Genomic DNA, 26371 nt, shown 5'->3' with positions numbered 1-26371 from the left:
CCCCCTACAGGATTTTTATGTCATCCTCGACCTCTACGGCTGTAGCCGTCACATTGCTAGCCGCACTGATCGCTGGCTGCGCCAAAAAAACCTCTCCAGTTCCTGTGGCTCCTCGGCCAGTCAAAGTGGAAGTTGTATCCAGCAGTACATTGCAAGCTAGTGAATCCTTCATCGGCACACTGCGCGCACGCCAACGCTCAGAACTCGGATTCGAATCATCGGGACGCATCAGTGCCATCCTTGTCGATGTTGGAGACCGCGTAAAGTCAGGGCAAGTGCTGGCTCGCCTCGACGAATCACCGGCACTACGGCATATTGAAAAAGCAGAAGCGGATCGTACTGCTGCGGTCGCAGCTCTCGCCGAGCGTGCCACCCAGCTCCGGCAAAACGAATCATTGGCCAAAGACCAGATCGTCTCTCCCATCACACTAGAGTCCGTTCAAACCCAGCATCGAATCGCCCAGAGCCAACTTCAGGCTGCTGAAGCCGCTCTGGCTCTGGCTCGGCGGGAGTTAGCCTTGTCTCGCATCACAGCCCCGTTCGACGGCGTGATCGTGGCACGCAATGCCCAACCTTTTGCCGACATCAGCGCGGGATTGCCCGTATTCCAGATAGAGGCGGGCCAGACCTTGGAGGTAGTTGCTATGCTGCCGGAGGCGGTGGCAGCCCGTATCGCTCCGGGTGAGTCCGCGCAAGCGACTATCACGCAAACGTCGCAGCCCGCTACCAAACTACCGTTGAAGCTGGAACGCATCTCCAGCCGAAATGAGAGCGGCTCGTTGGTACAAGCTATCTTTCGCCTTGACGGCGCCACGCCGACTTTGCGCAGTGGTGCAATGCTGTCATTAGAGTTGCCCGGAATCACAAACAAAGGCATGTCGGTGCCCGCAGCGGCGCTCTTACCGGGTGTTGATTCCGACCATGGCAGCGTCTACCTACTGGAGCAAACCAAACTCGTTAAACGTACTGTCCAACTCAACGAGGGTCTGCTGCCCGACGGACGCATTCCGGTGAAATCCGGACTGAATTCCGGTGACCGGGTAGTAATCGCCGGGGCGGCCTTCTTGGTCGACGGCCAAGCCGCAGTAGAACACGCATCTACGACCCTGCTCCACGGAGGCAAGCCATGAAGCTTACCGAATCGGCGCTGGGTTCAAGCCGCCTCACCTTTTTTGTCGCGGCCCTGGTATTGATCGCAGGCGTATTTGCTTTCCTACGATTTCCCTCGCAGGAGGAGCCGTCGACCACCATTCGCGACGCTATGATCTTTGTCTCCAACCCTGGGTTACCAGTTGAGCGTATGGAGCAACTGATCGCACGACCGCTTGAAGCGCGTTTGCGTGAACTCCCTGAGATCAAGCATGTAGTTAGTACAGTTCGTACAGGCACAGTCATTGTGCAAGTTACGATTTTAGAGAAGTATTCTGACCTGACACCTATTTGGCAAAAGGTCCGGACGAAGGTCGCAGAGGTATCACCGCAATTCCCTAGCGGCACCTTGCCAACGGTCATTAACGACGACTTCGGCCGGGTCGCGGTTGCTTCGATTGCGGTCACCGCTCCAGGCTTCGCCATGAGCGAAATGCGTGAACCACTCAAGCAGTTACGGGATCGTCTTTACGAGCTGCCGGGCGTACAGAATATAAGCCTTCACGGGCTGCAAGACGAGCGCATCTACATTGAATTTGACCGGGCCCGCCTGGCGGGTCTCGGTCTTGCTGCGCCCGCCGTGCTGCAGCAGTTGCAGCAACAAAACGTTGTGCTGTCTGGTGGACAGATGGTGATGAGCGGGCTCAACACTGCACTGGTGGCTTCTGGCGAGATCCGATCACTTCAGGCACTGAGAGAGTTCGTCCTCAGCGTGCCAGACCACAGCGGTCGTACCGAGAATACCGTCCGTCTAGGCGACATTGCGCAAATTAAGGTGCTACCTGCCGATCCACCGGATTCAGCCGCCGTTTACAAGGGCGAGCCAGCCGTAGTGCTCGGAGTATCGATGCGCTCGGGCCAGAACATCCAGGCTTTCGGTCGCAGCCTTAAGGCGCGCGTGAGCGAGCTTCAGCAAATGTTGCCCGTGGGCTTTACGCTCGACTACGTCACCTTTCAGGCGGACGTCGTGGATCGCGAAATGGGCAAGATGAATCAGGTTATGGGGGAGACCATCGTGATCGTCATGACGGTGGTCGTGCTATTCCTTGGCTGGCGCGCTGGCGTGATTGTCGGCAGCATAGTTCCCTTGACCATCCTCGGCACCCTGATCGCCATGCAATTCATGCACATCGAACTGCATAGTGTCTCGATGGCCGCCATCATCATCGCGCTGGGTCTTTTGGTGGACAACGGCATTGTGATTGTCGAAGACGTTGAACGCCGATTGGTGGCTGGCGAGACCCGGCGCGAGGCGTGTATCCAGGCGGGCAAAACGCTCGCGATCCCCCTGCTCACATCATCGCTGGTGATCATCTTCGCGTTCTCGCCCTTTTTCTTTGGCGACACATCGATCAATGAGTATCTCCGTCCGCTGGTCTTGGTGCTGGCGCTAGCGTTGCTCGGCTCCTGGCTCCTATGCCTGACGGTAACGCCACTTCTGTGCTACTACTTCCTCAAAGTATCCCACCATACCGGACAAGAAGCCCACGGCGAAGTCAACACCGAGGCGGGGTTCTACCGTTTTTACCGCCGTGCCATCAACGCGGTCCTGGATCACAAGCTAGTGTTCTTTGGCGTCATGGCGACCCTCCTCGCACTGGCCCTGCTGCTGCTGTCGACGGTACCTGCGGGATTCCTGCCCAAGTCGGACCGGCCCCAGTACCAAGTATCGATCGAGCTGCAGCCTGGAAGCGATTCACGCACCACGTTAGTCAAGGTGCAAAACATCAGCCGTTGGCTCTCTGACAAAAAGGTTAATCCCGAGGTCACCACCAGCATCGGCTATGTTGCCGATGGCGGTCCACGCATCATCCTAGGTTTGAACCCGCCGCTTCCTGCCTCGCATATTGGCTATTTCACAGTCGGCGTGACTTCCAAGAACGAGCTTGACACCACGATTGCGCGCACACGCGACTATCTTTCCCAAAACTATCCAGAGATCCGCAGCGAGGTCAAACGGTTCTCGCTGGGGTCAAGCGATTCCGGCACTGTGGCTTACCGGATATTCGGTCCTGACGAGGCGGTGCTAAAAAATCTGGGAGAGCAAATCAAGGCCGAACTGCGCAAGGTAGCCGGAGTAGTCGGTGTGCGCGACGACTGGAATAACCGTGTCCCGCGAATTGATGTGCAAATCGACCAGGCCAAAGCACGCCGGCTCGGTGTAACAAGTGAAGAGGTAGCCACTTCGCTAGCTGCGCGATTCTCCGGCATCGATGCATCTGTGCTCCGCGACGGCGACACGCTGGTCCCTGTGGTGGTGCGCGGTACGCCTCTTCAACGACAACGCACAGAAGACGTGGCCAACACATTGGTATATACGGGCGCAAGCGCTACGCCCGTGCCCTTGTCGGCCATCGCCCGGGTCTCACTGGGGTCCGAGCCTTCCGTCATCCGACGACGAGATCTTTCTCGCACGTTAACGGTGGAGGGGCGCAGCGACAGCGAGACAGCACAGCAGGTGGTTGATCGACTGGCACCAACTATTGCGGCACTCAAACTGCCTCCAGGCTACAGCATCGAAATGGGGGCCGAAATCGAAGAAGCTGCTGAAGCTAATGATGCACTCAGTGAGTACCTACCGCATGCAGCAATTGCTATGCTGATCTTGTTCATATGGCAGTTTGGCTCGTTCAGGAAACTACTGCTCATTCTGGCCATCATCCCGTTTACGCTAATCGGCGTGGCACCTGCACTGAAGCTGGCTGGCGAGCCGCTGGGCTTTATGGCGAACTTCGGACTTCTCTCGCTCGCCGGCATTATCGTCAACAACGCAGTGTTGCTTCTAGAGCGCATTGAGGCTGAGCTCCATGCAGGTCGCGGTCCGCGGGATGCCGTCATCACGTCGGCTGTGCAGCGCTTACGGCCAATCGTGATGACCAAGCTAACCTGCGTTGCAGGCCTAGTGCCCCTGTTGTTGTTCGGCGGCCCACTTTGGTCTGGTATGGCAATCACCATCATTGGAGGCTTGGCGCTCGGCACACTGGTCACGCTCGGAATGGTCCCAGCGTTGTATGAATTGCTGTTCGACAGCCCGCTGTCCCGATTGCTTGAAAAAAAATCCACCGCTAATGCGGTCACCTCGCAAAACTAATATCTACGGTAACCATGACTATGTTCTCAAAAATCTATCGACTTCCCTCGGCACAATTGCGCGCGTCGGGAAGTAGCGTAACGCCCATGAGCCAAGGTTCGCAACAATCGCTGCTCGCATCCTCTTCAATGCGATGTGCGAAGGTGGCATTGGTGGTTCTGATGGTGGGAGGTCTTGGCGCATGCGCGACGAGCACACCACTGCAATCCAACAAGGCCACGTCATATGATGGCTTGGTAAAAAGTAATGACCTGGCGATGGCGATCCCTCCAAAGCAAGACGATTTTGGCCGCTATAAGTGGGCCACCATTGAGCCTATCGAGGTAGAGGATTCAGTCACTGCCGAAGTATCGACCGAGACGACCAAAGAAGTCCGTGATGTCTTGCAGAACATCTTGGCTACGGAGGTCAGTAAGAGTTTTAGCTTGAGCGAACGCTCTGCCAATAAACCTGCACTGGTTTTGCGAGTACGTATCACCCGGATCACCGAAGCATCTCCTGCTTTGAACGCTCTCACGACAGCGTTGATTGGTCCACTTCGCAACGGAGCCCTTGCGACGGAGCCCTTGCGACGGAGCTGGAGGCAATTGACGCCGACTCAGGCAGGCAGTTGGCATTGCTGCTTTGGGCCGACTCTGGGGGGATGGTCAAAGATTTTGCAGGTAATTTCAATCGCACTGCTCACGCGCGCTCATTGGCTGCACGCTTCGCAAGCGACGCAAACACCTTTCTCGCTCCTCTAAGCCGGCCTGTACCGTAAGGCACTTGTGACATCCCTCATCATAAGTTTATGACCTTGATGTCAAAGAACAATTTATCTGGCTCTGGACCTAACTCAAACCATCTTCAATTGGATAAATTATGAGCATTTACCTCTACCTCGTTGTCGCGATTGTTCTTGAAGTCTTCGCGACTTCTTTCCTCAAAGCGTCTGATGGCTTCACAAATTTATGGCCTAGTTTAGCCACGACGGCGGGCTATGCCGGGTCGTTTTATTTCCTGTCCCTGACGCTAAAGGTACTTCCGGTCGGCATTGTTTACGCCTTGTGGTCCGGCGCTGGCATAGTGCTAACGGCAGTAGTTGCCTGGATCGTGTTCAAGCAGCGACTTGACTTTGCTGCAATCGGCGGAATGGCGCTCATCCTTGCTGGAGTGATCGTCATAAACGTGTTTTCAAAGAGTTCTCCACACTGATATCAGTCGATGTCACATAGCGCGGCGCAGAGATTTCGAATTGCCGACTCCTCATACATCGTAGATATTTACATGACCGAGTAGTGGAAAATCAACACCAACGGATTTACCGCTGTACATGATTCGAGCATCTTCGCGGGTGGTTCAAATCGACGGGCCGCGTTGCTTTCCAAAATCCCAAGTGACGCTGCCTGCGCGGACAGTAGCCGCGACCGCCTTGCCAAGCTGCTGCTCAATCATCGGCTTCCACGGCACCAGGCTAAATCCTTTGCCATCGTCGAGCATCGCGTAGCGCCCGCTGGCGAGCATGACGTTGCGCCGGTAGACGCCAACCACGCGCTTCCCATTTTCCACCGGCCGATGCTCGAGGCCAGTTTCGGTCGCAATGTCCTGCGCGAGCTTCGCCAAATCGCGCCCGCGCAACGTCGCTAACAGATCGCGCGCCAGGATTACTCGCTGCCCGCGCCGTTCGGCGAAGCCCTGTTCGATCATGAAGTCGGTGCGCTCGCGTAGCGCGTCCTTAACCTCGGCACCAAACCCGAGGTCGCCTAACCCATTATTGCAGCTAATCAATTGCTGGTCTAGCCAGGTAGCGCCGACCACGCGGGCCTGCAGCTCGATGGGCAGGTGCGATTTCAGTTCCACCGCCACGCCGCCGCCGAGGCGCTGCGCGTCGTACTTGCGGCCACGTTCGATCAGGTCACCGGGCACTCTCCAGACGCCTTCGGTTACGCGCTCCACAGTGCCGGTGCGGCGTAGGGCTTCGAGCCGGCGCACATGGGAGGCCACCACCTCGCGCGGGTCGCGGTCGGATGAGGAATGGCCCTGCGCGACGGCTAGGTGATGCTCGGTGCGATACACGCCATCGACGGCCAGCGCGGCGATGGTTTTGTCGACCGCCCGGGCCTTAGTTGAACCTTGTGCTTCGACTATGGCGCCGATCGGGTACTGCGCCAGCTCCGTCTTGGCCGGCAATGCTACGTAGTGCGCCTTGCCGTCAATGCCATCGACCACCAAATAGCCCTTGTCGTACAGCTCGTCCGCAAGCCCTTTACCGGCTACCCGGCCGATGACGGAACGGCTTTCTTCTCCTGGCTGAAATACGGCCAGGTCGCGCTGAGCACCGCCCATGGCCCGTTGCATGGTACGGATGATGTCGCCGCGTTCGCCCATGGCCCGCAGCACGGGCTCCGCATCGGCGTGAACTACCCAGACGCCGGGCTGGTGTTCGCTCGCCAGCCCCATGCGCTGCAGCTGCTGCAAGCGTCCCACCAGCAACACACGCTGCTGCCGCAGCTTCGGGTCGCTGGCTGGTTGATTGACCTGGTTCAGCCCATCCTTTGCTTCACGTTGCAGCGTGCGATCCAGGCTAGTCCACCGCTCCTGATCCACCTCGCGCAACAAGGTGCGTTGGATCTCCAGCTCGGTGCGCGGCCCCAACCATTCCGTGGACAGCTCTGCGGCGCGCTCACGCATGCCTCGGGTGATGTACGCCTGCGAAATAATCAGGTCCCTGCCGGTGTCTTCCTTGCCGCGCAACACGATATGTGTATGCGGGTTGTCGGTGTTCCAGTGGTTCACAGCAACCCAGTCTAGGCGCGTACCCAGATCGGCTTCCATGCGCCCCATCAGATGGCGCGTGTAGGTGCGCAGGTCGTCGAGCTGTTCGGCATCCTCGGGCGAGACGATCAGCCGGAACTGGTGCCGATCTTCCCGGCCACGTTCCTCGAAGGCCGGTAAGTCCGCTTCATCGGTCATTGGCCCATAGGCCTTGCCGGTGTCCTGCTCACGGCCGACACCTTCGCGCTCGATGTAGCGCAGGTGGGTGATAGTCGAACGCGCACCGGCCTGCTTGAGGTAGACCAGCCGGACCTTGACGGTGGCGCGCCGGGAAGTCGCGGACAGCGACTGCCCGGTGAAGCGCGCCGCCACATGGCCGCGTCCCAGGCGCGATCCGGGCACCTTGCCGGGCTTGCGGCCGGTCGAGTTGTGTCCTTTGCTGGCCTGCCGCAACACCTTCGAGACAAAGGCCTGGCCGCGCTGCTTGGGTGTGCCGGGTCGGATGCGGAAGTGCTCCTCGCCGTCCGAGCTGCCGCGCCTGCTCATGCGGACACTCCAGCCAAGGCCATCCGACCAGGGCGTGCCATACTCGCGGTTTCGCCAATGCCCACAAGGCTTTGGCCGACATCGCGGCACGGTGCCGCCAAATAGCGCGTGCCGCGCCAACCCCACGTGCAGACTCGCTTATGGGCCGGCAGCGTGCCGGCCCCTTCAATCTTGCCCTGCACCTTTCCCCGGCCTGACGGCACGGGGCTGCGGTGCCCCGGCGGCGCTGCGTCCCGCGCAGCCTGCCGGCCGACGAGCGCCAGCCATACCTGAGGTATGCCGCGCTCGGGGCAATCCATCTGCACGTTGGAGCGCACGCAAACGTGCGCAAAAAAATGCGGACAACCGGCTCTCAAATGCAGCGACGGATACTGCGCAAAACGCGGTGCAAATGCATTCAAACTGCACGCACAATGACGTTGCGTCAGCATCGGAAACGATAGTTCCGATAGCCGGTCAACGCAAAAACGAGACCGCGATGGCCCCCAGTCAGACTGCATGCAGTCGACCGATTTCATGGTTGCTTCTCCAGGTAAAACGGCTGCGCTGTACCGATCACGGCAGATGAAGCAATCGGCCCGAAATACCGGCTGTCGAATGACGCCGGATTGGTCGCACTGAGCAGAAACAGTTCACCTTCGGCGAGCGCCCGGCACTGCTGCCAGGATTGCAGCGGACGGCCCCGCCGGTCGGCGTGCAACACGGCGGCCACCGGCACGCCGTCAATGCGCACGACACCGCTCACGATGCAGACGTGTTGAGGTGCAACCGCACCGACACGTTTGAGCAGCGGAACGTGTAACGGCAGGTAGCCACGCTGCGCAGCTAGCGCGGCGGGTTCTGCCGGAAGGCGGGCCAGCACGATGCTGCCGACGTGCAATGAGTCTGCTGGCGAATTGATTGGCTCGATGCGATACCAGCCGACCGGCACACTATTGGACGGGTTGTAGACGACGTGCGCCGAAGGCGTCGCGAAGGATGCCCAGGCCAGCGCAGCGAGGCCGCAGGCGGACAGCATCGCCAATACGAGGTGAGCGCGCATGCGCGAGCGAGGTTTGATCGTTGCCGCAGTCATTGCAATTCCCTCCCGGTGAGCCAGGCGGCATGCCGCTCGGCGGTATATTGCGGCAGTGCCTGGTGTGCGGAGAGACGATTGCCCAGCGTGCGCCAGTACGCTGGCGACACGTCGATGGGGGCGATACCCAGCGCTTCGATGGCATCGGTCAACGACAGCACGGCCTGCACCTGTCGTTCACCTTCGGCGTGCAGCAGGATGCGCGCGCCGGGTTGTATGCCGGGGATGCGCTGCACTGCGTCCAGTGGCGTGCAGGCCTGCATCACCATGAGCTGCCAGCGTGTCGTACCGTAGTCGTTGGACTCCCAGCGAATGCGGCAGAAGATGGATGCAGGCAGGAACACCGCACTGCGCCGCCAGCGGTCGAGCTGGATGGTACGCGCCGGGTTGCCGAAGCGCAGATAGAGATTGATGCGCTTGTTCACGTAAGCGAGTGCCACGCGGGTCAGCGGCACATTGCCGACCTGGCTGGCAAGTGTACGCGGCGATGGCGGCGACGCAGCTGCGCTCGTTGTTGGATGGACCTGCGTATCGGTATTCATGGTGTCTTCTCCGGGAACTCACGTTCCAGTAAGGCGCGCAGCAGTTCGGCCACCGTGGTGTTTTGGGTGAAGGCAGAAACCTTGATGCGAGCGCGCAGCGCGGGTGTTACATCGAGAGTCAATCGGGCGGTGTAGAGGTCGCCCTTGTTGATGTCGCTGCCGTCGCCCTGGCGAATCCATGCTTCCGCGTGCGGATTCGCCGGGGGACGTGCACCGATGGTGAAACGCTTGCCACGTCCGCTGCTCATGACGACCACCGCAAGAGTTCGTCCACCAACGCGGTGATTTCCCGTGCGGCTGCGCTATCCGCTGCCAGTTCGCGTGCAAGCTGACCAGCGGCCACGCTGTCGGCGAAGACAATGCGTTGGCGAACCTCTGCACGTAGCGCTGGCAGTGGTTGATCGGCGAGAGAACTGCGCGCCTCGCGTCCAATCACGGTGGTGCTGACACGCCGGTTGATGACAAAGGCCGCACGCAACGCCGGCCGAAAGACCTGAGCCTCGCGGATCAACGCCACCATCTCGGCGCTGGCCCATAGGTCGTAAGGGCTGGGCTGCACCGGGATCAGCACACAGTCGGCCGCCAGCAGCGCGGAGCGCGCGAGTGCGGCGATTCTGGGCGGCCCATCGATAACGATGTGATCGCAGCGCCTAGCCAGTTCTGGCGCCTCCTGGTGCAGCGTTTCCCTTGCCAAGCCGACAGCGCTGAATAACCGTGGCAGCCCTTGCTGGCTGCGCCGTTGTGTCCAGTCGAGGGATGATCCCTGTGGATCGGCATCCAGCAGGATGACCGATTGTCCCTGCATCGCCAGTTCACCGGCGATGTGAGTGGCAAGCGTGGTCTTGCCGACCCCGCCTTTTTGGTTGAGCAAGGCGACGATCATGGTGCGGCCCTCCCGCTTGGAAAGCCTGGCTGTTTTTGACTTGCAAAACGTCTTTGGTTTTGGCTTCGGTTTTGCCGTGGCTTTTGGTTTTCAGTAGTTGTCCACCGAACCGGCGCGCTCTTATTAAAAGTTAGATGTTTTAAGTTAGGTAAGTTAAGGGAGGCCGGAACCCGCGCCGTTACTGGCTTTGCGGCCGATTCGTACTCCTGATAGCACGAGAGCCGTACTCCCGATAGCACGAGCCACCTTGCGCCTGATAGCATGAGGCCATTCACAGGATATGCACCGGTTATCCACAAAATCATGATCTGCCGACCTGGATTGTGTTTTCGGTGGATAACTTCGGCCGGAAAACCAGGATTTCCGGCTCCCCCGGCAATCGCTCGATGCTCAGGGCGTAGCCGGGCAAAGACTGGCGTGCCACCAAGGCACGCAGGTCGTAGGCGAAGTCCGAGAAGCGTGCCGAGCTGCCCGATTTGCGGTGCAGGTGCCGGAAGTCGAACTGCCAGCCACCGGGTTGTTTGCCGCCGTGCTTGCGCACCAGCCGGTACAGCCAGCGCTCGATACCGCCCGTGAGCTTGAAATACGCCGGGTCGATGGTCAGCACCAGGGCTTCGTCCAGCACACCGGCATAGAACCAGTCCGGCAGAATCAATTCGAGACCCAGCGGAACCCCGTTGCTGTCGGCCCGCTCCTTCCATTCGTTGATCCACGAGAAGCGGTGCAGGCGTCGGCCTGTCGTTTCGCGGATCGAGGTCGCCACGCTGGTGGACTGCAAGCGGTCCAGCGCCGCCTTCAGGCGCTGGTAGTCGTGCAGCGACGTACCGCGCCCGATGAAGCGCAGGATCTCGTAGGGTGTGGCTTGCATCCGGCGGGAGCTGCGAATGCCAGCATCCCGCGCTTCCACGATCTGGCTGGCCGCCCAGATCAGGATGTCGGCATCCCAGATCGTGGCGATGCCATGCTCTTGTGTTCCCTCCACGCGCACGGTCACGCCGCCAGAACGAAAGTCGATCGGCGCAATGCGCCGCGACTTGGCCAGCGAGAAGAACGGATAGGCCATCAGGTCCTGGGCGTCGCGCGGCGCCATGTCGCCCGGCAGCGCGCGGAACAGGTCGAGCTGTTCGTGCTGCTGCATCGGCTGCTCCTGCGTCTTCGGCAGCGATGGGCTGGACATGGCGAGGGCCACTAATGCGCCTGGCCTGCCTAACTTCAGCGGCGACCATGGTGACCATCGCGGCTGTCGCCAGAGTGGTGCTCGGCGTATTCAGGGTCGGAGGTGGCTTCGAAGCTCCGGGCATCCGCCCAGGTTTCGAGGTCGGCCACCGCGTACATGACACGTCGGCCGAACTTGCGGAAGCGTGGTCCGCCGCCGATCACGCGTTGCTTCTCCAGCGTGCGCGGCGAAAGCCGCAGGAACTCGGCGGCCTCGTCATTGGTCAGGTAGCGGGCGGGCTGCTTGGCAGTAGCCGTGGGGGCGGCAGCGGGCCGCAAGGGAACTGGTCTCATGGTGTGAACCTCCATCGGTCAGGGTCGCCGGTCGCAATAGCGCGACCGGATGGAGGCAGTCTCAAGAAAGCGCGGCGTTCTGCTCAGGGACGTTTTGCATCCGATGCAGAACGTCCCTGCTCAAGCGATGGAAGCTGTGCCAGACGGCGATAGCCGCCCAACATCAGCTTTTTCCCGCGTTGCACCAGGCGGCGCACGCGGGCGCGCAGATCGCCATCGGCGTGCCAGCCCCCGGCCACGGCATCGGAGCCGAACAGCACGTCGGCCACCGTGCGCAAGGACGCGCCAGCCAGGGTGCCGTCGAGCGCCTGCAAGGTGTGCAGTTCCAGCAGTGACGACGGGGATGGACGCGGTTTGCCCACTCCCGCAAGCGGTGTCTCGCTGGCATCCTGCAGCTTGTCCAATTCGCCCGCCAGCGTGCGATAGCGGGCGCAAGGCGCTTGACAGGCGCGGATGGCGTAGACGTAGGCCATGCCGACCTCCAGCGCTGGCGAGAGTGTCAAACGCAGACAGCAGCCCGGCTGCCGGGCGACCAGCACCAGGCGTCGGCCATCATGGATCAGTTTTTTGTGTCCAGGGATGCGCCAGAAATCGAACGCTACCGCATCGGGCGGCGGATCGGCATCGGGAAAGAGCTGCACCACGATATCGTGGTCGGGGAACCAGGCCGGGTGCGCGTCCCGCGCGTCTTGGCCGGGATCTTCCAGTAGGCGCAGGCCCCAGCGCTGCGCCTGCTCGGGGTGGCGGTGACGGCGTAGCCAGTCGAGCCGGTAGTCCGGGTCGCGTCGCAAGTATTCCCAAGCCAAGGCCGGCCCGTCCAGATGCAGGACGTAGAGATACGCGGCGCTCGGATGCCAATGATCGGAATTCGGTTCTGCCATGGCGCAACCTCCCGTCGAACAGCAGGAACAGTCGCCACGGGTGCCGACTTTTCGGCGCTAAAGAGTCATCGCCAAAACGTCAAAGAAGTTCGATAATTTGGCTGTGTCAAGACCAATTGACTCCAAAATGTTGCAAAATGTATCCGGGTGCGACGGCTGCGCGACCGGAGTTGGTGCGCAGCATCGGAGACAGTGCCGCAAACAGCTCTGGAGAGCCTGACTGTTTGGGTCGCCATTGCACCGCCCTGGTGCAGAGTGCACATTGATGCGCGCAGGGTCTGGACTGAGACCCAAATAGACACAGTAAGCTGCCATTTACCCTGCTTGGCAGCGTCTGGATGGCCCGCCGCAGCGGGCCATTGTTCGATCATTCGATGATCGAACCGTTGATGCGGGCCAGTCGCGCATAGTCGGACAAGGTACGCTTCGCGACGAAATACAGGTCGCGCTCAACCGGCAGCTTCAACGGTCCGACGATGGATGCCAGATCGGATATCCGCACGTTGCCCAGCTCTGGCATGCCGATGCCGATATCGCACAGGCCGTAGGCCGTATCGCCATCCTCGGGATCAAGTTCGGTCAGCAGCCAGGTCGCGTGCGCGTCCGGGGTGAACAGCTTGACGACGGGCACCGGATCAATGTCCTGGCCTTCGGCACTGGCGCGGCCATTGGCGAGCAGTTGGACGCGTTGCTCGTCGGAGATGAGAGATTGGGTCATGGTCGCTTCCTTCAAAGGGTTCGCTCCACGGCGGAGCGAGGCGACTGGGGCGCACGTGCCAAGCGCAGCCGTCATACCCCAACACGGTCCGGTGCGGGCCGGGGTTGACGGCAAGCGGCGTGCGCCAGTCTCGCGCACTTGTCCGCCGTGGGGTGAGCCTGGGAGCGGCCAGGATGCCCACAAAGCCGACGATGCACGAAACCGTATAGCTGGATGTACAGAAAGCCTCGAATACGCCATTAAGGATGTACGGAAGATCGTAAAAGCGTACAGATGGAAGTCAACGAATCCACGAAAGCACGGAAACACGAATCCGGCATTACGCAAAAGCGTAAGAGCACGATGAAGAGCGCAATACCGTTACGCGATATGGTAGATCGAAATAGTCAATGAGTTAAAGATAACGTGGTTTTAATTGTGTTGTTAATTGACTCTTCTGTGCATGCAGAAGCGATCAATTCAGCGCGGCCGTCCGGCCGGTGCCACCACTTTCGAGGCCGAACCGGCACAAGCCTTCGGCGCGGCGGTGCGCGCGCTGAGAACAGAACAAGGGGTCGCCCAGGAGACGCTGGCCAACCTGGCCGGCATCGAGCGCTCGCACATGGGCAAGATTGAGCGTGGCGAGCACATGCCCACGCTGGCGATCATTCTCAAGATTGCACGGGCGCTGGGTTGCAGCTCGGCCGACTTGATGACGGAGACGGAAAGCCGGCTTGCGGCTTCCGAGCCGGAGCACTGACCGTTAGGGAATGCCCCGCCACGATGGGCGGGGCGTTGGGGGCAATCAGTCGCCCTTGCTGCGCGACCAGATGAGGTTGTGCGTGCCGTCCTCGCCTTCGATCAGGCGGGCGTAGACCGTGGCCGGAAACGAGGGATCATCCAAACTGCAAGACACGTAAGGCCTCTCTGCCTGACTGACTTTCTTCCACGCTGCGCCGACTTCCAGCCCGTTGGTGGCCTGGATGCGGTAGTCGGGAGAGTTCTCGCTGGTCTTGTCGTTCAGGATGAATTTGACCTTGACATTGAGCGTCAGGGTGCGCAGCGTGCCGGTGAAGCCGTCTTTGTCTGCGGTGAAGGTGCCGATATTAGCCATGATGAAGTTTCCTTTCGGGGTTGCAAGATCGCGCCCATCGCGTCCTTGTCGGTGATCCGCCCGGCGAGGGACGGGCTGGCCGCACCGCAGAGCAAAGCGATGAGGCCGCAACAGCGTGGAGGACCGGGAGGCCCAAAGAATTTGCTGCGCGAGGAAGGCGCACAGCGCCGGGGAAATTGTTTGGGCCGGACGGTTGCAGCCATGAAGCCCGAGGCGCAAGCCGTGCCCTTGCCAGGATTCACGACAAGCCAAGGACGCAGGGGTCGAACTGGCCCGAATGGAACGATGGTCAACTCGGCATCCCCGCAAGCAGGCCGCGACGGCATGCGCCTTGATGCTGGCAAGGTCCGACCCGGAACGACTAGCGGGAACGCTTCATGCACCAGACGGCAAACGGGTTAAAGCGTGGCGTGGAATCTTCATGGCAAGGCCGTTCTGCATGTCAACGAATCGTCCTCATGACAATGTCGTGTAGAACCAACAGTTTCGAGGGCGGCGCGCACTTGCACAACCCAGCCCAGCAAGTAATGGCGAAACGCAGCACCCCGAGCGTCGCAATGGCATGCCATCATTTAGGAACTGAGCGTTTTGTTGGCTAATTACCAAGCTCAAAGACTCCTGCCAATTCGAACGAACTGAATGTCGGGCTGTAAAAACATAGAAAAAATTGACAAGAAAGGAAGGAATTGATGGGGCAAGAGAACATCGTTCGGTATTGGCATTCAGTCGAGTTACTTCAACCCCAATCGGCACCCAAGCTAGAGAAACGCAGCAACCCATATGGTGCGTTCATTCACGACACGCCAATCCAGCGTCCTGTTCCTCCCTGGGCACCTGAAAGTGTCGTTAGCAGACAGGAATTACCCAAGAAGCGTGTTTGGAGCCACACGCTCTATGCCCACCTGTATGACAGCCGGCTCGTCGCCGAAAAGCTCAAGGAAGTCTTTGGAGCGGACCAAGGTTATCGAGAGCCGCAGTATCGAGAATCGGCTCTGTTTGCTGCGAAGTTCGCCATGGCCGGCCAAATGGTCGATAACAGCCTCGTACTCTCCAGTGAGGCGTGGTTTCTAGGGCGGGTGTTGACTGGAAAAGACTGGACAAGGGGATTCGAGGATGCTCAAAAAGCCGCTGGTGATCAGGCGAAAACACTGCTTGCAGGCCAAGTATCTGGCGACGCTTTGCGCGAGTTTACCCAGTGGGTTCTTCAGTTCCTCGGCGTGGCGGACTTCTTTGGTCATGTGGATCGGCATCAATTTCGTTTTCGTTCCCAACCCGTCAAGCCTGACAAGCCCCAATCGGAAGACGATCCACTCAACAGCTTCTTGCTCGATGATCTTGCCGATGTCGCCGACAGCATCAGTAAGGGTGTGAAAAGTGCGCCCCTGGATCAATACCTCCGCCAGTACGACCCTCAGCAACGTCTGCACGTTGACGACGACCGCGCATCACTGCCGCTGATCGACCGGTTGATGCCGGATACCTACCCCAATAGCTGCTGGCCCACCGAGCGGCATCTGGGACTTGTGCATTCCCAGCAACTGGCCGTCAATACAATCCTGTCCACCCTCGCCGATGACCAGGGACTGCTGGGCATCAACGGCCCGCCAGGCACGGGTAAGACGACGCTATTACGTGACTTGATTGCCGCCATTGTCACCAGCAGAGCCGATGCGCTTGCCAAGTTGCGCCGAGCCTCCGATGGGTTCGCGGGCAACGGACGTGAAGAGGCCAATGACGGCGGTAAGCCGCAGGCTTGCTTCAAGCTCAACCCGGCGCTATATGGCTTTGAAATCGTGGTCGCGTCGTCCAATAACGGCGCCGTGGAGAACGTCACGCTCGAATTGCCTCAGCGGGACAAGATCGACGAGAGCTGGCTGCCTGAAGCTGAGTATTTCGCCGAATTGGGGGAACTGACCAGCGGCAAACCAGCTTGGGGACTGATTTCCGGCGCATTGGGCAGCAAGGTTCGGCGAAAAAATTTCGTGGATTGCTATTTCTATGGTCAGCGTCCTTTTGGCAGCAAGGACAAGGCGGATTCCGAGGCCGAAGAAGACACAGATGTCGAGTCAGAGAAGAAAATCGAGAATGCTGTAAACACCCAGTCCTCCGTCCCGTCCACTATGGAGGAGAATGACGGTGGCAACGACGATCACGACGATGCGCCACCCGAAAAAGAGAAAGGCCCGCAGGGCTTCATGGGTTGGCTCAATACGCATGCCGAGATCAACGCGGCCCGTTCCTCGGAACAACGCCAAGCCTTGTGGCGGCAAGCGGTCTCTGATTACGAAGCGGTCAAGATTGAGGCGCGTAAAGCGTGCGCCAATGCCAGCCGTATTCGCGAGTTGATCCAGTCGATCTGCAAGACCAGAAAGACGATAGCCGACAGATCCGAAACACTTGGTACTCTCGAACAGAAACTAGCCGACGCGGTAGCACAGCTCGCGCACCTGGATGCAAAGGAAAGTCGCCCCGCCAACTTGGCGCTCAAGCAGTGCCTGGACGCACTTAAGCAGCACCAAGCCCGCAAGCCGGGTTTCTGGGTGAAGTTGTTCAGTCTGTGGAGGGCTCAACGCGATTGGCGCGCAACACTGGAACTGCTGGAATGCGAACGTGATCTGGCCTCTGCCGAGTTCGCTCGAATAACACGCCTAACCAAGCAACTCGACATATCAAGGGAGAGCTTGGAAAAACAAACCGCCGAGGCGCGCCGCGCATTGCTGCAATTGCAGAATCAAGACAAAGTTCTGACGCGAGACGCTACCGGCCTGGCTATCGCCTGCCAAGCCGATCACCTGATCGCTTGGCTGCAAGGCGACGCCATCGGTCGCGGCGATGCCATTGAACTGGCCGAGCCTTGGCGTATTGAAGGCTGGAGACAAGCACGCGCGCGCGTCTTCATCCAAGCGCTCAAGCTCCATCGGACGTTCTTCGAGTTGGAGGCGTCCCGGATACGCTCCAACCTTTTCCTTATCAACGGTTTATTGACTGGCTCACGCTTCCAAGGTCTTTCGCGCGACGCCATCCGTTCCGCCTGGGCTTCGCTGTTCATGGTCGTTCCGGTATTGAGCAGTACCTTCGCGTCGTTTGCCCGTTCGTTCGGCTCTTTGGGTACCAGTGAGATCGGCTGGCTGCTGGTGGACGAGGCCGGCCAGGCTACCCCGCAAGCTGCGGTGGGAGCGCTGTGGCGATCCCGGCGTGCGTTGCTGGTGGGCGATCCTCTTCAACTCAAGCCCATCGTTACTGTGTCCGATGCGGTGTTGGAACACATGCGCACGCGCTACCGTGTCGATGCGCATTGGCTTCCCAACCGACAATCAGCGCAGACGCTGGCTGACGAGGCCACCTCGTGGGGACGCATGGCGGGGCCGGCCGGTAGCAAAACTTGGGTTGGACTGCCGCTGGCTGTACATCGCCGCTGCGACAGGCCGATGCACGGGCTCGCCAATCGTATTGCCTATGACGGCAGCATGGTGTACGGAACGCTTGCACCAAGCCCCGAGAAAGAGACGCGCGCCAGTTTATCGACGGGCTGGATTCATGCCAGTGGCGCGTCGCAAGGAAATTGGGTACCTGCTGAAGGCAAGGCCTTGCAGGAATTGCTTGTGCTATTGCGTGAGGATGGCGTGGAGGCCAAAGACATCTCAGTCATCACACCCTTCACAGACGTTCGGAACAATCTCAAACGAATAGTGGGCAACAAAATAGTGTTCGGCACGATCCACACCATGCAGGGCAAGGAAGCGCCAGTTGTCATCATGGTACTGGGTGGCAACACGGCAGGTGCAGGAGCCCGCAATTGGGCTGTTTCGGAACCCAATCTGCTGAACGTTGCCGCGACGCGGGCCAAGCGACGTTTCTATGTGATCGGCGACAGAAGCGACTGGAAGAATCGGTCGCTGTTCTGTGACGTCATGGATCTACTGCCACTCCAGAAAATCCCGACACGCGAACAGGAACAGATGCCAATCCCTCAATAGCCGCATATTTGCTGCTATTGAGCTGTTCTGCGTTTAAGCAGGTGCCCGTGGAACACTGGCAGCGGCGCGGAGCTTTTGCATTGGATGTTGAAACTGGGCGCGGCCTGATGGACGCGCCCAGTCTTATTTGATCTACCCGGTGCGGGGCAATGCCGGGGGTGCAATGAGCAAGTGCATCGCACGCGCAGGCCCAGCGTGGGCCGGAGTGCCTGCCGATTCGACGCCCAGCCACGAAGGCGGGGCGCATTTTTTGTTCTTGAGGTGGCTTGTTGGCGGTCAGACCGGGCGCGGCAAACTTGCCGCGCCCGATTTTTCAAAAAAGAGACCCCGGCGCATTTCTGCGCCGGGGCTATTTGTCGTTGCTACCTCACGCGGCCAGCGCTTCGGCCACTTCCCCCACCTCGGCGGCGGCATCCTGCGGGGCTTCCTCTAACGTGTCGCCCGTCGCGTCCTGCGTCGCGCTAGTGCTGCCCTCGCTCTTGAACATTGCAGGCATCCAGCCCGTTCCCTCTGCCAGCCGTTCGGCCTCGCTGGCAATGTCGGCCTTCTTGAGCTTCGCCAATCGGGTGACATGTTGCGGCGCGAACTGCTGCACCGCTTCCAGAATCACCGCATTGGACACGTGGGAAAAATACCCCTCGGCAGTCGGCTTCCACCATGCCGCCATGTCCAGTCCGACAGCCTGTGCCAGCACTTCGCCCGGCGCATCGTGTTCTCTCGAAGAAACCACATCCACGGTCGAGGCCACGCACACCGCCAGCAACCGCACCAGTTCATCCTGCGGCATTGCCAGCAGCACGGCGAACAGTTCTGCATCGTCCTCCGGCAGTTGCTCGCCCCATGCCTGCTGTAGTTCCCGCAAGGCGACAGCGGCAGGCGATTGCGGCCAGTCCGTGGCGTAGCCTTCCAGCCTGTCCTGCGGGCGCACGCTGATCCCGATAGGCAATTCCGCCGCATAGCCATCCTGCAAGACTCGCTGCACCATGCCATGCACCAGCGCGGCCAGCGATGCCTGCGGATTGCGCGCCAGTTCGATTTGTAGTGCCGCCGTGCGGTGGGCGCTCATACGGCGCGCCAGTTTCTCGGAGATTCCGGCCTTCTTCGGCTCTGGGCTGTCCTCGTCCTCGGCGTCTTCCGGGGCGATACCGCTTTGCACCCTCGCCAGTGTCCGCAATGCCTTCGCCTCGGCGTCACGCAGCAGACCGCGATGAATGACAGGTTCGCCTTGGCGGTCGAGCGTGACGACAACACCGGCAGCAGCGCGGACAGTCGGGCCATAGGCCAGCAATTCGGCTTCCAGCGCCTCCAGTTGCTCTCCCACGCGGCGGCCTTCGTCGTCGAGCGCTTCGGCTTTTTCTTCCTCCTCGGCATCAAGGGCGACTTCCAAGGCATCCCCGACTTCCTGTATCTTGGCTTGCAGCTTGGCGATGCGCTTGGCTTCGCGGGCGTTAGGCTTGCGCCGTTCCTTCGGGGCGCGCTGGAAAGTTTGCAGGTCGGCATAGGTAGCGGCTGGCACGGTCTCCACCCACGCCCAACCTTCGCGGCGTACCTCGTCGGCAATGCCTGCCAGCTTGTCTTGTGCCAGTTGGTCAATCAACGCCGCATCGGTCAGATACACGCCGTTGTCCCCCTCGGCGAACAGGTCGCGCCGGATGCCGCCGCCTGCGGCCTCGTAGGCTTCCAGCCCGACAAAGCGCACCAGCGGATGACGATGAGCATCGATTTCCCGCTCGGTCAGCCGTTCGCGCAATGCACTCGGGGTGCGCTGCCAGTTGGGCGCATCGTAGAACGCAGCTTCCTGTGCGGCGTGGTCGTCGGTGATTGCAAGCGCCATCAACTGGTCAAGGTTCACGGTATCGGCGCGGTAGTCGGCCAGCAAACGCGGCGAGATATTCGCCAGCTTTAAGCGGCGCTGCACCACCAGCGGGGTCACGCCAAAATCGGCGGCAATGTCCTCAATGGGGCGGCCTTCCGCGATCAGGGCGGCGAACGCCTCGAACTGGTCGGCGGGGTGCATGGCTTCGCGTTGCACGTTCTCGGTCAGGCTGGCGGTACGCGCCGACGCATCGGCCACCAGCAGGCAAGGCACCGCGTAGTCTTTGGCAATACGCCGCTTCTTCGCCAGCAGCTTCAAGGCCGCGAGGCGACGGCCACCAGCCACCACTTCGTAATGCTCGCCATCGCTGGCAAGAATCACTGTCAGGTTTTGCAGCAGACCGACACGCAGGATGCTTGCGGCCAGTTCGGTGATGGAAGCGCCCAAGGTCTTGCGCACATTGCGCTTGGACGGACGAAGCTGGGACAGCGGCACCAACAGCATGTTTTGCGAGGGTGCAGCGGTTTCAAGGGCTTGGACTTCTTGAGTGGTAACGGTATTCATGGTGATAGCTCCTGTCCCCTACGGGACGTTCAAAATTTGAAAAAATGGACGGGTAATCGAGGGGGGCTAGCCCCTCGGGTGGGTTCGTTCAAGCCTTGAGCTGCTTCATGCCTTCGGCCAGTAGCCACAGGGCACGATTGACCTTGACGTTCTGATCGATGCCCTGAATGGGCCGGGTGCGTTGGCGCTGTCCGTTGGCGTTGCGCCCCGCCAGTCCTCCTTGCGTCAGGTTCTCCTGAACGCGGTTGAAGGCACTCCACAGGTCGGGCCGGTCGTCGTCGCGGCGGCGCGGCATCAGCAATTGCGCTTCAGTGATCGGCGCAGGTGTTGCCGGGTCGTCGTACTTAAGGGACAGCGCAGCATGGGCGAACACTTCGGCTTCGCTTCGGTCCAGCGTGATGGCGCGCATCTCGTCGCGCCGTTCGCGCACAAGGTCGAAACTGTCCAGCACGTCATACGCGCCTTCGATCACTTGGCCGACCACATCGCCTTTGTGCGGGATGCGCAGATCGGCAACGGTATCGCCGCACACCAAGCCGTTTTTGCAGACAAAGCGGAACATGCCCGCCAGCATTTGGTAGCTGCTGGTGCCATCGTGCGAGTTCAGCAAAATGATTTCGTTGGCTTCCGCGCCGTTGATCTGGTCGGCATGGCGCAGCCGCACCATGTGCTTGGTGTGTTCGCGCTTGCCTTCGTCGCGCACACGGGTCTGGCACACCATGAAGGGCTGGAATCCTTCCTTGCGTAGTTCGGACAGCACTGCGCCGGTCGGGATGTAGGCGTAGCGGTCGGAACGGCTGGCGTGCTTGTCCTCGGCAAAGATGGACGGAGCTACGGTGCGAATCTGGTCATCCGATAAGGGGTAATCGGCGCGCAGTAAGGGGGAGCGGGATGCGAAGCGGGTTGCTAGTTGCATGATCTTTCTCCAAAAAATGCTGCTGTGGTTTCAAAGCTGACCGGATTCCAAGATTCGGAGCCCGTTGTGGCTTTGGTTGGTTCGGCGCAGAGACCTGGGCCGGTCCCTGTTTGCCGCCGTATTTCCTGAGTTCATCGCCCGCGAAAAACCGGGCCAGCGAGGGACTGGCTGTCAAGGAGGCAAGCGCAGGGTTGGTGCGGCCCGCAGCGCAGCGAGGACTCGGCCCTGCGCGCCTTGACTGCCAGGCACCGCGGGCTACGGTCGCGGGAAAAAGCGATGAACTTGGGGAAAGACGAACAGCGGCCGATGGGCCAGGGGATGCGTTGAAACCAACGCCGCGCGGCGAGCGCCTCTGCGTGCCGCAGACACGCCTAGATAGATAGTTGTTGGCCGATCAGGTGCAACCTGTTCGGCTGCATTCGAGGGGCGCCAAGCAAGGCGCGGCGGGGATGGGCTGACCAGCCGATCCCCTGGAGGGCAAGCGTAGCGCGCAGCGGTATTACGGACGAAGCAAAAAAGGGGGGGGCGACGCCCCCTCGGGCTACAACAACCCGCGTTCGGCAAAACTCATGACGTCGTTGCCTGCGACTATCAGGTGATCCAACACCCGCACGTCCACCAGCGACAGCGCAGTTTTTAGCGTCTGGGTCAACACCTCGTCCGCCCGCGACGGCTCGGCGACACCGGACGGGTGGTTATGGCAAAAAATCGCCGCTGCCGCGTTGAACGCCAGTGATTCCTTGACCACCTCGCGCGGATATACCGATGCCTGACTCACCGTACCCCGGAACAGCTCAACGTATTCGATCAGGCGGTTCTGCGCATCAAGCATCAGCACTGCGAACACCTCGTGCTCCAAACCACCCAGTTTCACGCGCAGGAAGTCGCGCACCGCCTGCGGCGAAGTCAGCACCTCACGCCCGCGCAGTTGCCCAGCCAGTAACCGCTGTGCGGCTTGCAACACCTCGTTGGCATTGGCCGGACGGTAGTCGCCCGTGATATCGCGAACGAGAAGAGAAGAATCGAGGGAAAGAGAAAGTTGCGACATGGTCTGCTCCGGTCTGTAGCGGGCGGAATTGCCCGAGACCGGCCCCAGCACGCTGCAGCGCAGGTGTCAGGGTTCGCAGACGACCGTCAGGACGCAAGCGCACATCGTGCGCGCAGACCTTGACAGCGAGAACAGCGTGGTACGTTGAAGGGAACAGCAAGCCCCCACCACCACACTCCATTGCCTTTGGGCAAGCGTAGCGCGCAGGCCGGGAACGCAGTGACGGCCGGAGGCATCAGGGATCAAAGCCGCATGGCCGCGACTCGGCACGAGGCGCGGGGCAACGCCCGCGAGCCCGACGGCGGCACGCCGGGATGTACGCTATTTGAGTTGCTAAACAGACGGTTGAAGCGATAGCGCTGTGTGAGCCGGCACAAAAATGGAATCAGTGTCCAAAACGTCCGAAATAAAACTACATTTTTCGGACAAATACTTGCTCAATGTCCGAAAAAGATATATAAATATCGGACAGGAGAAATGATGTCCGAACTCAAATTCCACATCTCTGCCCTGATTGAAGCGGCTGAACCCGGACAAGTTTGGGTACCAACCGACTTTGCACATTTGGGCAGCCGTGATGCCATTGACAAGACCCTGCAGCGCATGGTGCTGGCGGGCGAATTGCGTCGCATCGACAGAGGCCTATATGACAGGCCCAAACTCAACAGCCTGACCAAGCGTCCCACAACCCCGGACTACCGCGCGGTGGCGGAAGCTATTGCACGCCGGGATCAACTGCGCCTGCTGGTAGACGGCATGACCGCAGCCAATGACCTCGGCCTGACTGACGCAGTACCGGCTCGCGTCACCATCCATACCGACACTCGCCGCCGCGCAATTCAACTGGACAAACTCACCATCGAGTTCAAGCAGACAGCACCCAGCCGCCTCTACTGGGCGGGGCGTCCAGCCATGCGCATCGTGCAAGCGCTGCACTGGCTGAAAGACACATTGACTTCGGAACGTTCTCCTATCCTAAGCAAGCTGACCAAGGTACTGGCCGACCCTGTACATGGCGCCGCGATACGCCAGGATTTGCTCGATGGTTTCAACGTGCTGCCGGCGTGGATGCAAAGCTTGGTCCGTGAACTCCCCGGATGTGACCCACAGGCTATATCGATCGCGACACGTCAATCACCGGGTGCCGAAGTGCGCCGCCGCTCGGCCAAACACGTGGAGGTCCGTTGAATTCAGCATTTGATACTGTTATCTCCGCCAGCGATGCCGAACGGCGAGACTTATTTCTCGGTGCTGCGGCCCGGCTCGGTACAGCGGTCCAGAACGTCGAAAAGGATTTCTGGGTTTGCTGGACACTGGATGCACTGTTCAACGGTCTGGAGGTTGGTGGGCCCCGCCTGTTGTTCAAAGGCGGCACCTCGCTCTCCAAGGCCTTCGGCCTGATCTCCCGCTTTTCCGAAGACATTGACATCACGGTGTTCCGTGATGATTTGGGACAGGGAGCCGAGGTTGCCGACCTAGATGCGCTGAGCGGGAAGAAGCGCCGTGCACGTCTCGAAGCCATCCGAGATGCATGTCAGACCTATATCGCAGGACCGTTGGCAGCGCAGTTCACCCACCTCGCGGCATCTGTCATTCCCGAGGACCGCTTTCGACTCGAGTCCGACCCCGACGATAAGGATGGTCAGAGCCTGTTGTTCTGGTACCCCGCAGTAACGGCCACCACCGGCGACTACATCCGCTCAGCCGTCAAGATTGAGGCCGGTGCCAAATCGGCACTCGATCCGCATGTTGCTGCCTCCATCACGCCGTATGTCACACAGGATCTGCCCGACCTGGACTTGACCGTGACGAACGTGATCACTGTGAAGCCTGAACGCACCTTCTGGGACAAAGTCATGATCTTGCACGGTCTACGCCAGTGGCATGACCGTCGCGGCGAGCTACGGCACGGCGGCCAACGCGTCTCGCGTCACTACTACGACGTGCATCAACTGATGCTGGCTCCATTGGCGGCCGTATGGCAAAACGATCACGTGCTGGCGATCGACTGCGCCCGCCATGCGAGGCTGTTCTTCGGTAGCGCCGATTTGGGGCTCGATATTGCAGCACCCGGTACGTTCACGCTGACACCGAGCACTGCGATGCGAGATGCCCTCGAAAGAGACTATGACGCGATGGCTGGCATGGTCTTCGGCGACGTCCCGCCACTCGATGCGGTACTGGATAGTGCGGAACGCTTCGAGCAGATCGTCAATGGTGCTGGAATGGCCGCACTTACCACAAAAGGGGCGCAGCATCTATGAGCGACTACTTCAGTGACCGAGAGAACGGCCCTCGCGCCCGTACCGATCAGGTGATCTCACCTGTCGTGTGGGCGGGGCTGGTGGGGACGGTGCAGGCGCTGATCAATAGCGGGGCTTTTGGCCTGCGCTTTCCCGAGCAATGCCCGGACGGGCACGCAGTCTGTGGCAGCGATTCGGAGGCGCTTGCAGCGTCCGTGGTTGCGGAGATGCCTGGCTTGACTTGGCCGTTGGAAACATCTCGCATGGAAGGTGAAGAATTTTTCTCGCAGCGCCAGCCGTTTGCGCCCGACACCGTGCTGGTGCTGGACTTTGTGGAATTCGTTTATGCCACCGTGGCACAACCGATCCTTGGCAAGCATCACGACTATTTCAACCACCATCATTTGACGTTTGACCAAGCGACCGGCCAAGAAGAATTCCGCAAGACCGTCAACCGCATTTTTGCGCGCAACGGTGTGGCGATCGAGATGCTGTCGGCCGGCCGCATCGTGCGTGTTCTTCCTCCAGTGCTTGGCGACGATCTCAAGCGAATAACGTTTCGTAGCGGGGATCGCACGCTGGACAACATGCTGGAGGAATGCCGGACCAAATTTTCCGATCGCAATCCACTTGTGCGCCGCGAAGCGCTGGAACGCTTGTGGGATGCGTGGGAACGGCTCAAGTCACTGGCGGACCCTGGCGATAAGAAGCGGTCGATCAAGATCATCCTTGATGCCGTGGTAGCAGAACCATCTTTGCGGTCACGGCTGGAAGCGGAAGCGATCGAACTGACAGCAATTGGCAATAGCCATCTCATCCGGCACTCAGAAATCAACCAAGTCGCCGTCATTGATGTGGATCATGTCGATTATCTGTTCCATCGCCTGTTCGCGATGATTCAACTGATGTTGAGAAAAAAGGGGAACGTGTGAATGCTCGAACGCCGCACCGGGACGCAATCCGGATACTTTTCATTCTGAACGCCGGCGGTATGCCATGGACAGATCCGAACGGCCCGGCAGTCGCCAAGATTTTCAAAGGCGAGGCACGATTGCATGCCTTCGATTTTTGGATGCGTAACCCGGATTATCTGGCCAGCGAATTGTTGGACGGGTACGAAGCAACAGGCAATGCGACCTACCGTCAAGCTGCGGAAGCGATCTTCGAAAGCGATGAGCCTGACTTGCGGCGCATTCCAATGATTCGCTATCTTTTTGGTGCCTACGAGCGCCTCGACGATGCACTTTCCTTGCTTCGATCACGCGACCTGGTTCGCATCACCGGCATCAAAGGGAAGGTGAAGGTCCACGAAACCAATTTCATCCTGACAGTTCGCGGGGTAGATGTCTGTTCGAATGCTGTTGTGCAGGAACCAATTCTTGAATGGTATGCACACCGCGCAGCATTAGTCGCGGACATTGCCGGTACACGCGGCGGTGGCGCTCTGAAGGAGAAACAGTACGAGCAGGCAACGTACGCTCAAACTCAGCTAGGAGGGATCATTCCTCCTATTGGCACGGATGTGCAACGAAGACTGAATCAACTCAAACAAACCGCTTGAAGGGG

24 protein-coding genes are annotated in these 26371 nt (G+C 59.9%); 11 read left to right on the top strand and 13 right to left on the bottom strand.

Annotated features, from left to right (window positions below):
• The first annotated feature begins 17 nt into the window (after nucleotides 1–17).
• The 4 genes from L5M71_RS19260 (at nucleotide 18) to L5M71_RS19245 (ending at nucleotide 5434) form a co-directional block, all read left to right on the top strand.
• Nucleotides 18–1130, top strand: a complete 1113-nt coding sequence (locus L5M71_RS19260; protein ID WP_035813775.1) for an efflux RND transporter periplasmic adaptor subunit — start codon at nucleotides 18–20, stop codon at nucleotides 1128–1130.
• Nucleotides 1127–4240 carry an efflux RND transporter permease subunit gene (locus tag L5M71_RS19255; RefSeq protein ID WP_017228430.1) on the top strand — a complete coding sequence of 1038 codons (3114 nt, stop codon included), beginning with the start codon at nucleotides 1127–1129 and terminating at the stop codon, nucleotides 4238–4240. Before L5M71_RS19260 ends, L5M71_RS19255 begins: the two co-directional genes overlap by 4 nt.
• Nucleotides 4241–4326: 86 nt before the next feature.
• Nucleotides 4327–4983, top strand: coding sequence for a DUF3313 domain-containing protein (locus tag L5M71_RS19250; protein ID WP_263220677.1), 657 nt, complete (start codon nucleotides 4327–4329; stop codon nucleotides 4981–4983).
• A 118-nt stretch (nucleotides 4984–5101) separates the two neighbouring features.
• A complete protein-coding gene (locus L5M71_RS19245) occupies nucleotides 5102–5434 on the top strand; it encodes a DMT family transporter (RefSeq protein ID WP_017228431.1) in 333 nt (110 codons plus the stop codon).
• Nucleotides 5435–5578: 144 nt separating this feature from the next.
• Here L5M71_RS19245 and L5M71_RS19240 read toward each other — a convergent pair whose 3' ends face one another.
• From L5M71_RS19240 to L5M71_RS19200, 9 genes are all read right to left on the bottom strand, one after another.
• Nucleotides 5579–7540 carry a relaxase/mobilization nuclease and DUF3363 domain-containing protein gene (locus tag L5M71_RS19240; RefSeq protein ID WP_263209104.1) on the bottom strand — a complete coding sequence of 654 codons (1962 nt, stop codon included), beginning with the start codon at nucleotides 7538–7540 and terminating at the stop codon, nucleotides 5579–5581.
• A gap of 514 nt (nucleotides 7541–8054) precedes the next feature.
• Nucleotides 8055–8615 (bottom strand): S26 family signal peptidase, encoded by a 561-nt coding sequence (locus tag L5M71_RS19235; protein WP_263209102.1) that lies wholly within the window; start codon nucleotides 8613–8615, stop codon nucleotides 8055–8057.
• Nucleotides 8612–9157, bottom strand: a complete 546-nt coding sequence (locus L5M71_RS19230; protein ID WP_263209100.1) for a DUF2840 domain-containing protein — start codon at nucleotides 9155–9157, stop codon at nucleotides 8612–8614. The genes L5M71_RS19235 and L5M71_RS19230 overlap by 4 nt, the downstream gene beginning before the upstream one ends.
• The gene (locus tag L5M71_RS19225; RefSeq protein WP_263209098.1) at nucleotides 9154–9405 is read right to left on the bottom strand and encodes a chromosome partitioning protein ParB; all 252 of its coding nucleotides are present in this window, start codon (nucleotides 9403–9405) and stop codon (nucleotides 9154–9156) included. The genes L5M71_RS19230 and L5M71_RS19225 overlap by 4 nt, the downstream gene beginning before the upstream one ends.
• A complete protein-coding gene (parA, locus tag L5M71_RS19220; RefSeq protein ID WP_263209096.1) occupies nucleotides 9402–10040 on the bottom strand; it encodes a ParA family partition ATPase in 639 nt (212 codons plus the stop codon). Before parA ends, L5M71_RS19225 begins: the two co-directional genes overlap by 4 nt.
• A gap of 301 nt (nucleotides 10041–10341) precedes the next feature.
• Entirely contained in the window at nucleotides 10342–11217 is an 876-nt protein-coding gene (locus L5M71_RS19215; protein WP_263209143.1) for a replication initiator protein A, read from the bottom strand.
• Nucleotides 11218–11252: 35 nt separating this feature from the next.
• A complete protein-coding gene (locus L5M71_RS19210) occupies nucleotides 11253–11549 on the bottom strand; it encodes a helix-turn-helix transcriptional regulator (protein WP_263209094.1) in 297 nt (98 codons plus the stop codon).
• Between the two features lie 83 nt (nucleotides 11550–11632).
• Nucleotides 11633–12430, bottom strand: a complete 798-nt coding sequence (locus tag L5M71_RS19205; RefSeq protein WP_263209092.1) for a DUF2285 domain-containing protein — start codon at nucleotides 12428–12430, stop codon at nucleotides 11633–11635.
• A gap of 367 nt (nucleotides 12431–12797) precedes the next feature.
• Nucleotides 12798–13148: a DUF2958 domain-containing protein gene (locus L5M71_RS19200; protein WP_263209090.1), complete on the bottom strand. Its 351-nt coding sequence runs from the start codon at nucleotides 13146–13148 to the stop codon at nucleotides 12798–12800.
• A 442-nt stretch (nucleotides 13149–13590) separates the two neighbouring features.
• On the opposite strand from L5M71_RS19200, the gene L5M71_RS19195 reads away from it, so the two are divergent.
• The gene (locus L5M71_RS19195) at nucleotides 13591–13887 is read left to right on the top strand and encodes a helix-turn-helix domain-containing protein (RefSeq protein ID WP_263209088.1); all 297 of its coding nucleotides are present in this window, start codon (nucleotides 13591–13593) and stop codon (nucleotides 13885–13887) included.
• Nucleotides 13888–13932: 45 nt separating this feature from the next.
• Here the strand turns inward: L5M71_RS19195 and L5M71_RS19190 are convergent, their stop codons facing one another.
• A complete protein-coding gene (locus L5M71_RS19190) occupies nucleotides 13933–14241 on the bottom strand; it encodes a DUF736 domain-containing protein (RefSeq protein WP_263209086.1) in 309 nt (102 codons plus the stop codon).
• Nucleotides 14242–14618: 377 nt separating this feature from the next.
• On the opposite strand from L5M71_RS19190, the gene L5M71_RS19185 reads away from it, so the two are divergent.
• Nucleotides 14619–14840, top strand: a complete 222-nt coding sequence (locus L5M71_RS19185; protein WP_263209084.1) for a hypothetical protein — start codon at nucleotides 14619–14621, stop codon at nucleotides 14838–14840.
• Between the two features lie 90 nt (nucleotides 14841–14930).
• A complete protein-coding gene (locus L5M71_RS19180; protein WP_263209081.1) occupies nucleotides 14931–18218 on the top strand; it encodes a DEAD/DEAH box helicase in 3288 nt (1095 codons plus the stop codon).
• 367 nt (nucleotides 18219–18585) lie between these two features.
• Here L5M71_RS19180 and L5M71_RS19175 read toward each other — a convergent pair whose 3' ends face one another.
• The 3 genes from L5M71_RS19175 to radC form a co-directional block, all read right to left on the bottom strand.
• Nucleotides 18586–20598 carry a ParB/RepB/Spo0J family partition protein gene (locus L5M71_RS19175; protein WP_263209079.1) on the bottom strand — a complete coding sequence of 671 codons (2013 nt, stop codon included), beginning with the start codon at nucleotides 20596–20598 and terminating at the stop codon, nucleotides 18586–18588.
• Between the two features lie 88 nt (nucleotides 20599–20686).
• Complete coding sequence (locus L5M71_RS19170) at nucleotides 20687–21514, bottom strand: DUF932 domain-containing protein (protein ID WP_263209077.1); 828 nt, start codon at nucleotides 21512–21514, stop codon at nucleotides 20687–20689.
• 541 nt (nucleotides 21515–22055) lie between these two features.
• On the bottom strand, nucleotides 22056–22562 hold the full coding sequence (gene radC / locus L5M71_RS19165) for a RadC family protein (RefSeq protein ID WP_263209075.1): 507 nt from the start codon (nucleotides 22560–22562) through the stop codon (nucleotides 22056–22058).
• Between the two features lie 477 nt (nucleotides 22563–23039).
• Between radC and L5M71_RS19160 the strand changes: the two genes are divergently transcribed.
• The 4 genes from L5M71_RS19160 to L5M71_RS19145 are packed head-to-tail and all read left to right on the top strand — an operon-like array spanning nucleotide 23040 to nucleotide 26366.
• Nucleotides 23040–23750, top strand: coding sequence for a DUF6088 family protein (locus L5M71_RS19160; RefSeq protein WP_263209073.1), 711 nt, complete (start codon nucleotides 23040–23042; stop codon nucleotides 23748–23750).
• Complete coding sequence (locus L5M71_RS19155; RefSeq protein WP_263209070.1) at nucleotides 23747–24826, top strand: nucleotidyl transferase AbiEii/AbiGii toxin family protein; 1080 nt, start codon at nucleotides 23747–23749, stop codon at nucleotides 24824–24826. Before L5M71_RS19160 ends, L5M71_RS19155 begins: the two co-directional genes overlap by 4 nt.
• Complete coding sequence (locus L5M71_RS19150; RefSeq protein ID WP_263209068.1) at nucleotides 24823–25737, top strand: AbiJ-NTD4 domain-containing protein; 915 nt, start codon at nucleotides 24823–24825, stop codon at nucleotides 25735–25737. Before L5M71_RS19155 ends, L5M71_RS19150 begins: the two co-directional genes overlap by 4 nt.
• On the top strand, nucleotides 25734–26366 hold the full coding sequence (locus L5M71_RS19145) for a hypothetical protein (RefSeq protein ID WP_263209065.1): 633 nt from the start codon (nucleotides 25734–25736) through the stop codon (nucleotides 26364–26366). The genes L5M71_RS19150 and L5M71_RS19145 overlap by 4 nt, the downstream gene beginning before the upstream one ends.
• Nucleotides 26367–26371: the final 5 nt, after the last annotated feature.

The organism is Shewanella sp. SW1 (assembly GCF_025653545.1).
Taxonomy (GTDB): domain Bacteria; phylum Pseudomonadota; class Gammaproteobacteria; order Enterobacterales; family Shewanellaceae; genus Shewanella; species Shewanella oncorhynchi.
Note: the sequence above shows the minus strand (reverse complement) of the source record. Positions and strands in the feature narration are given on the sequence as shown.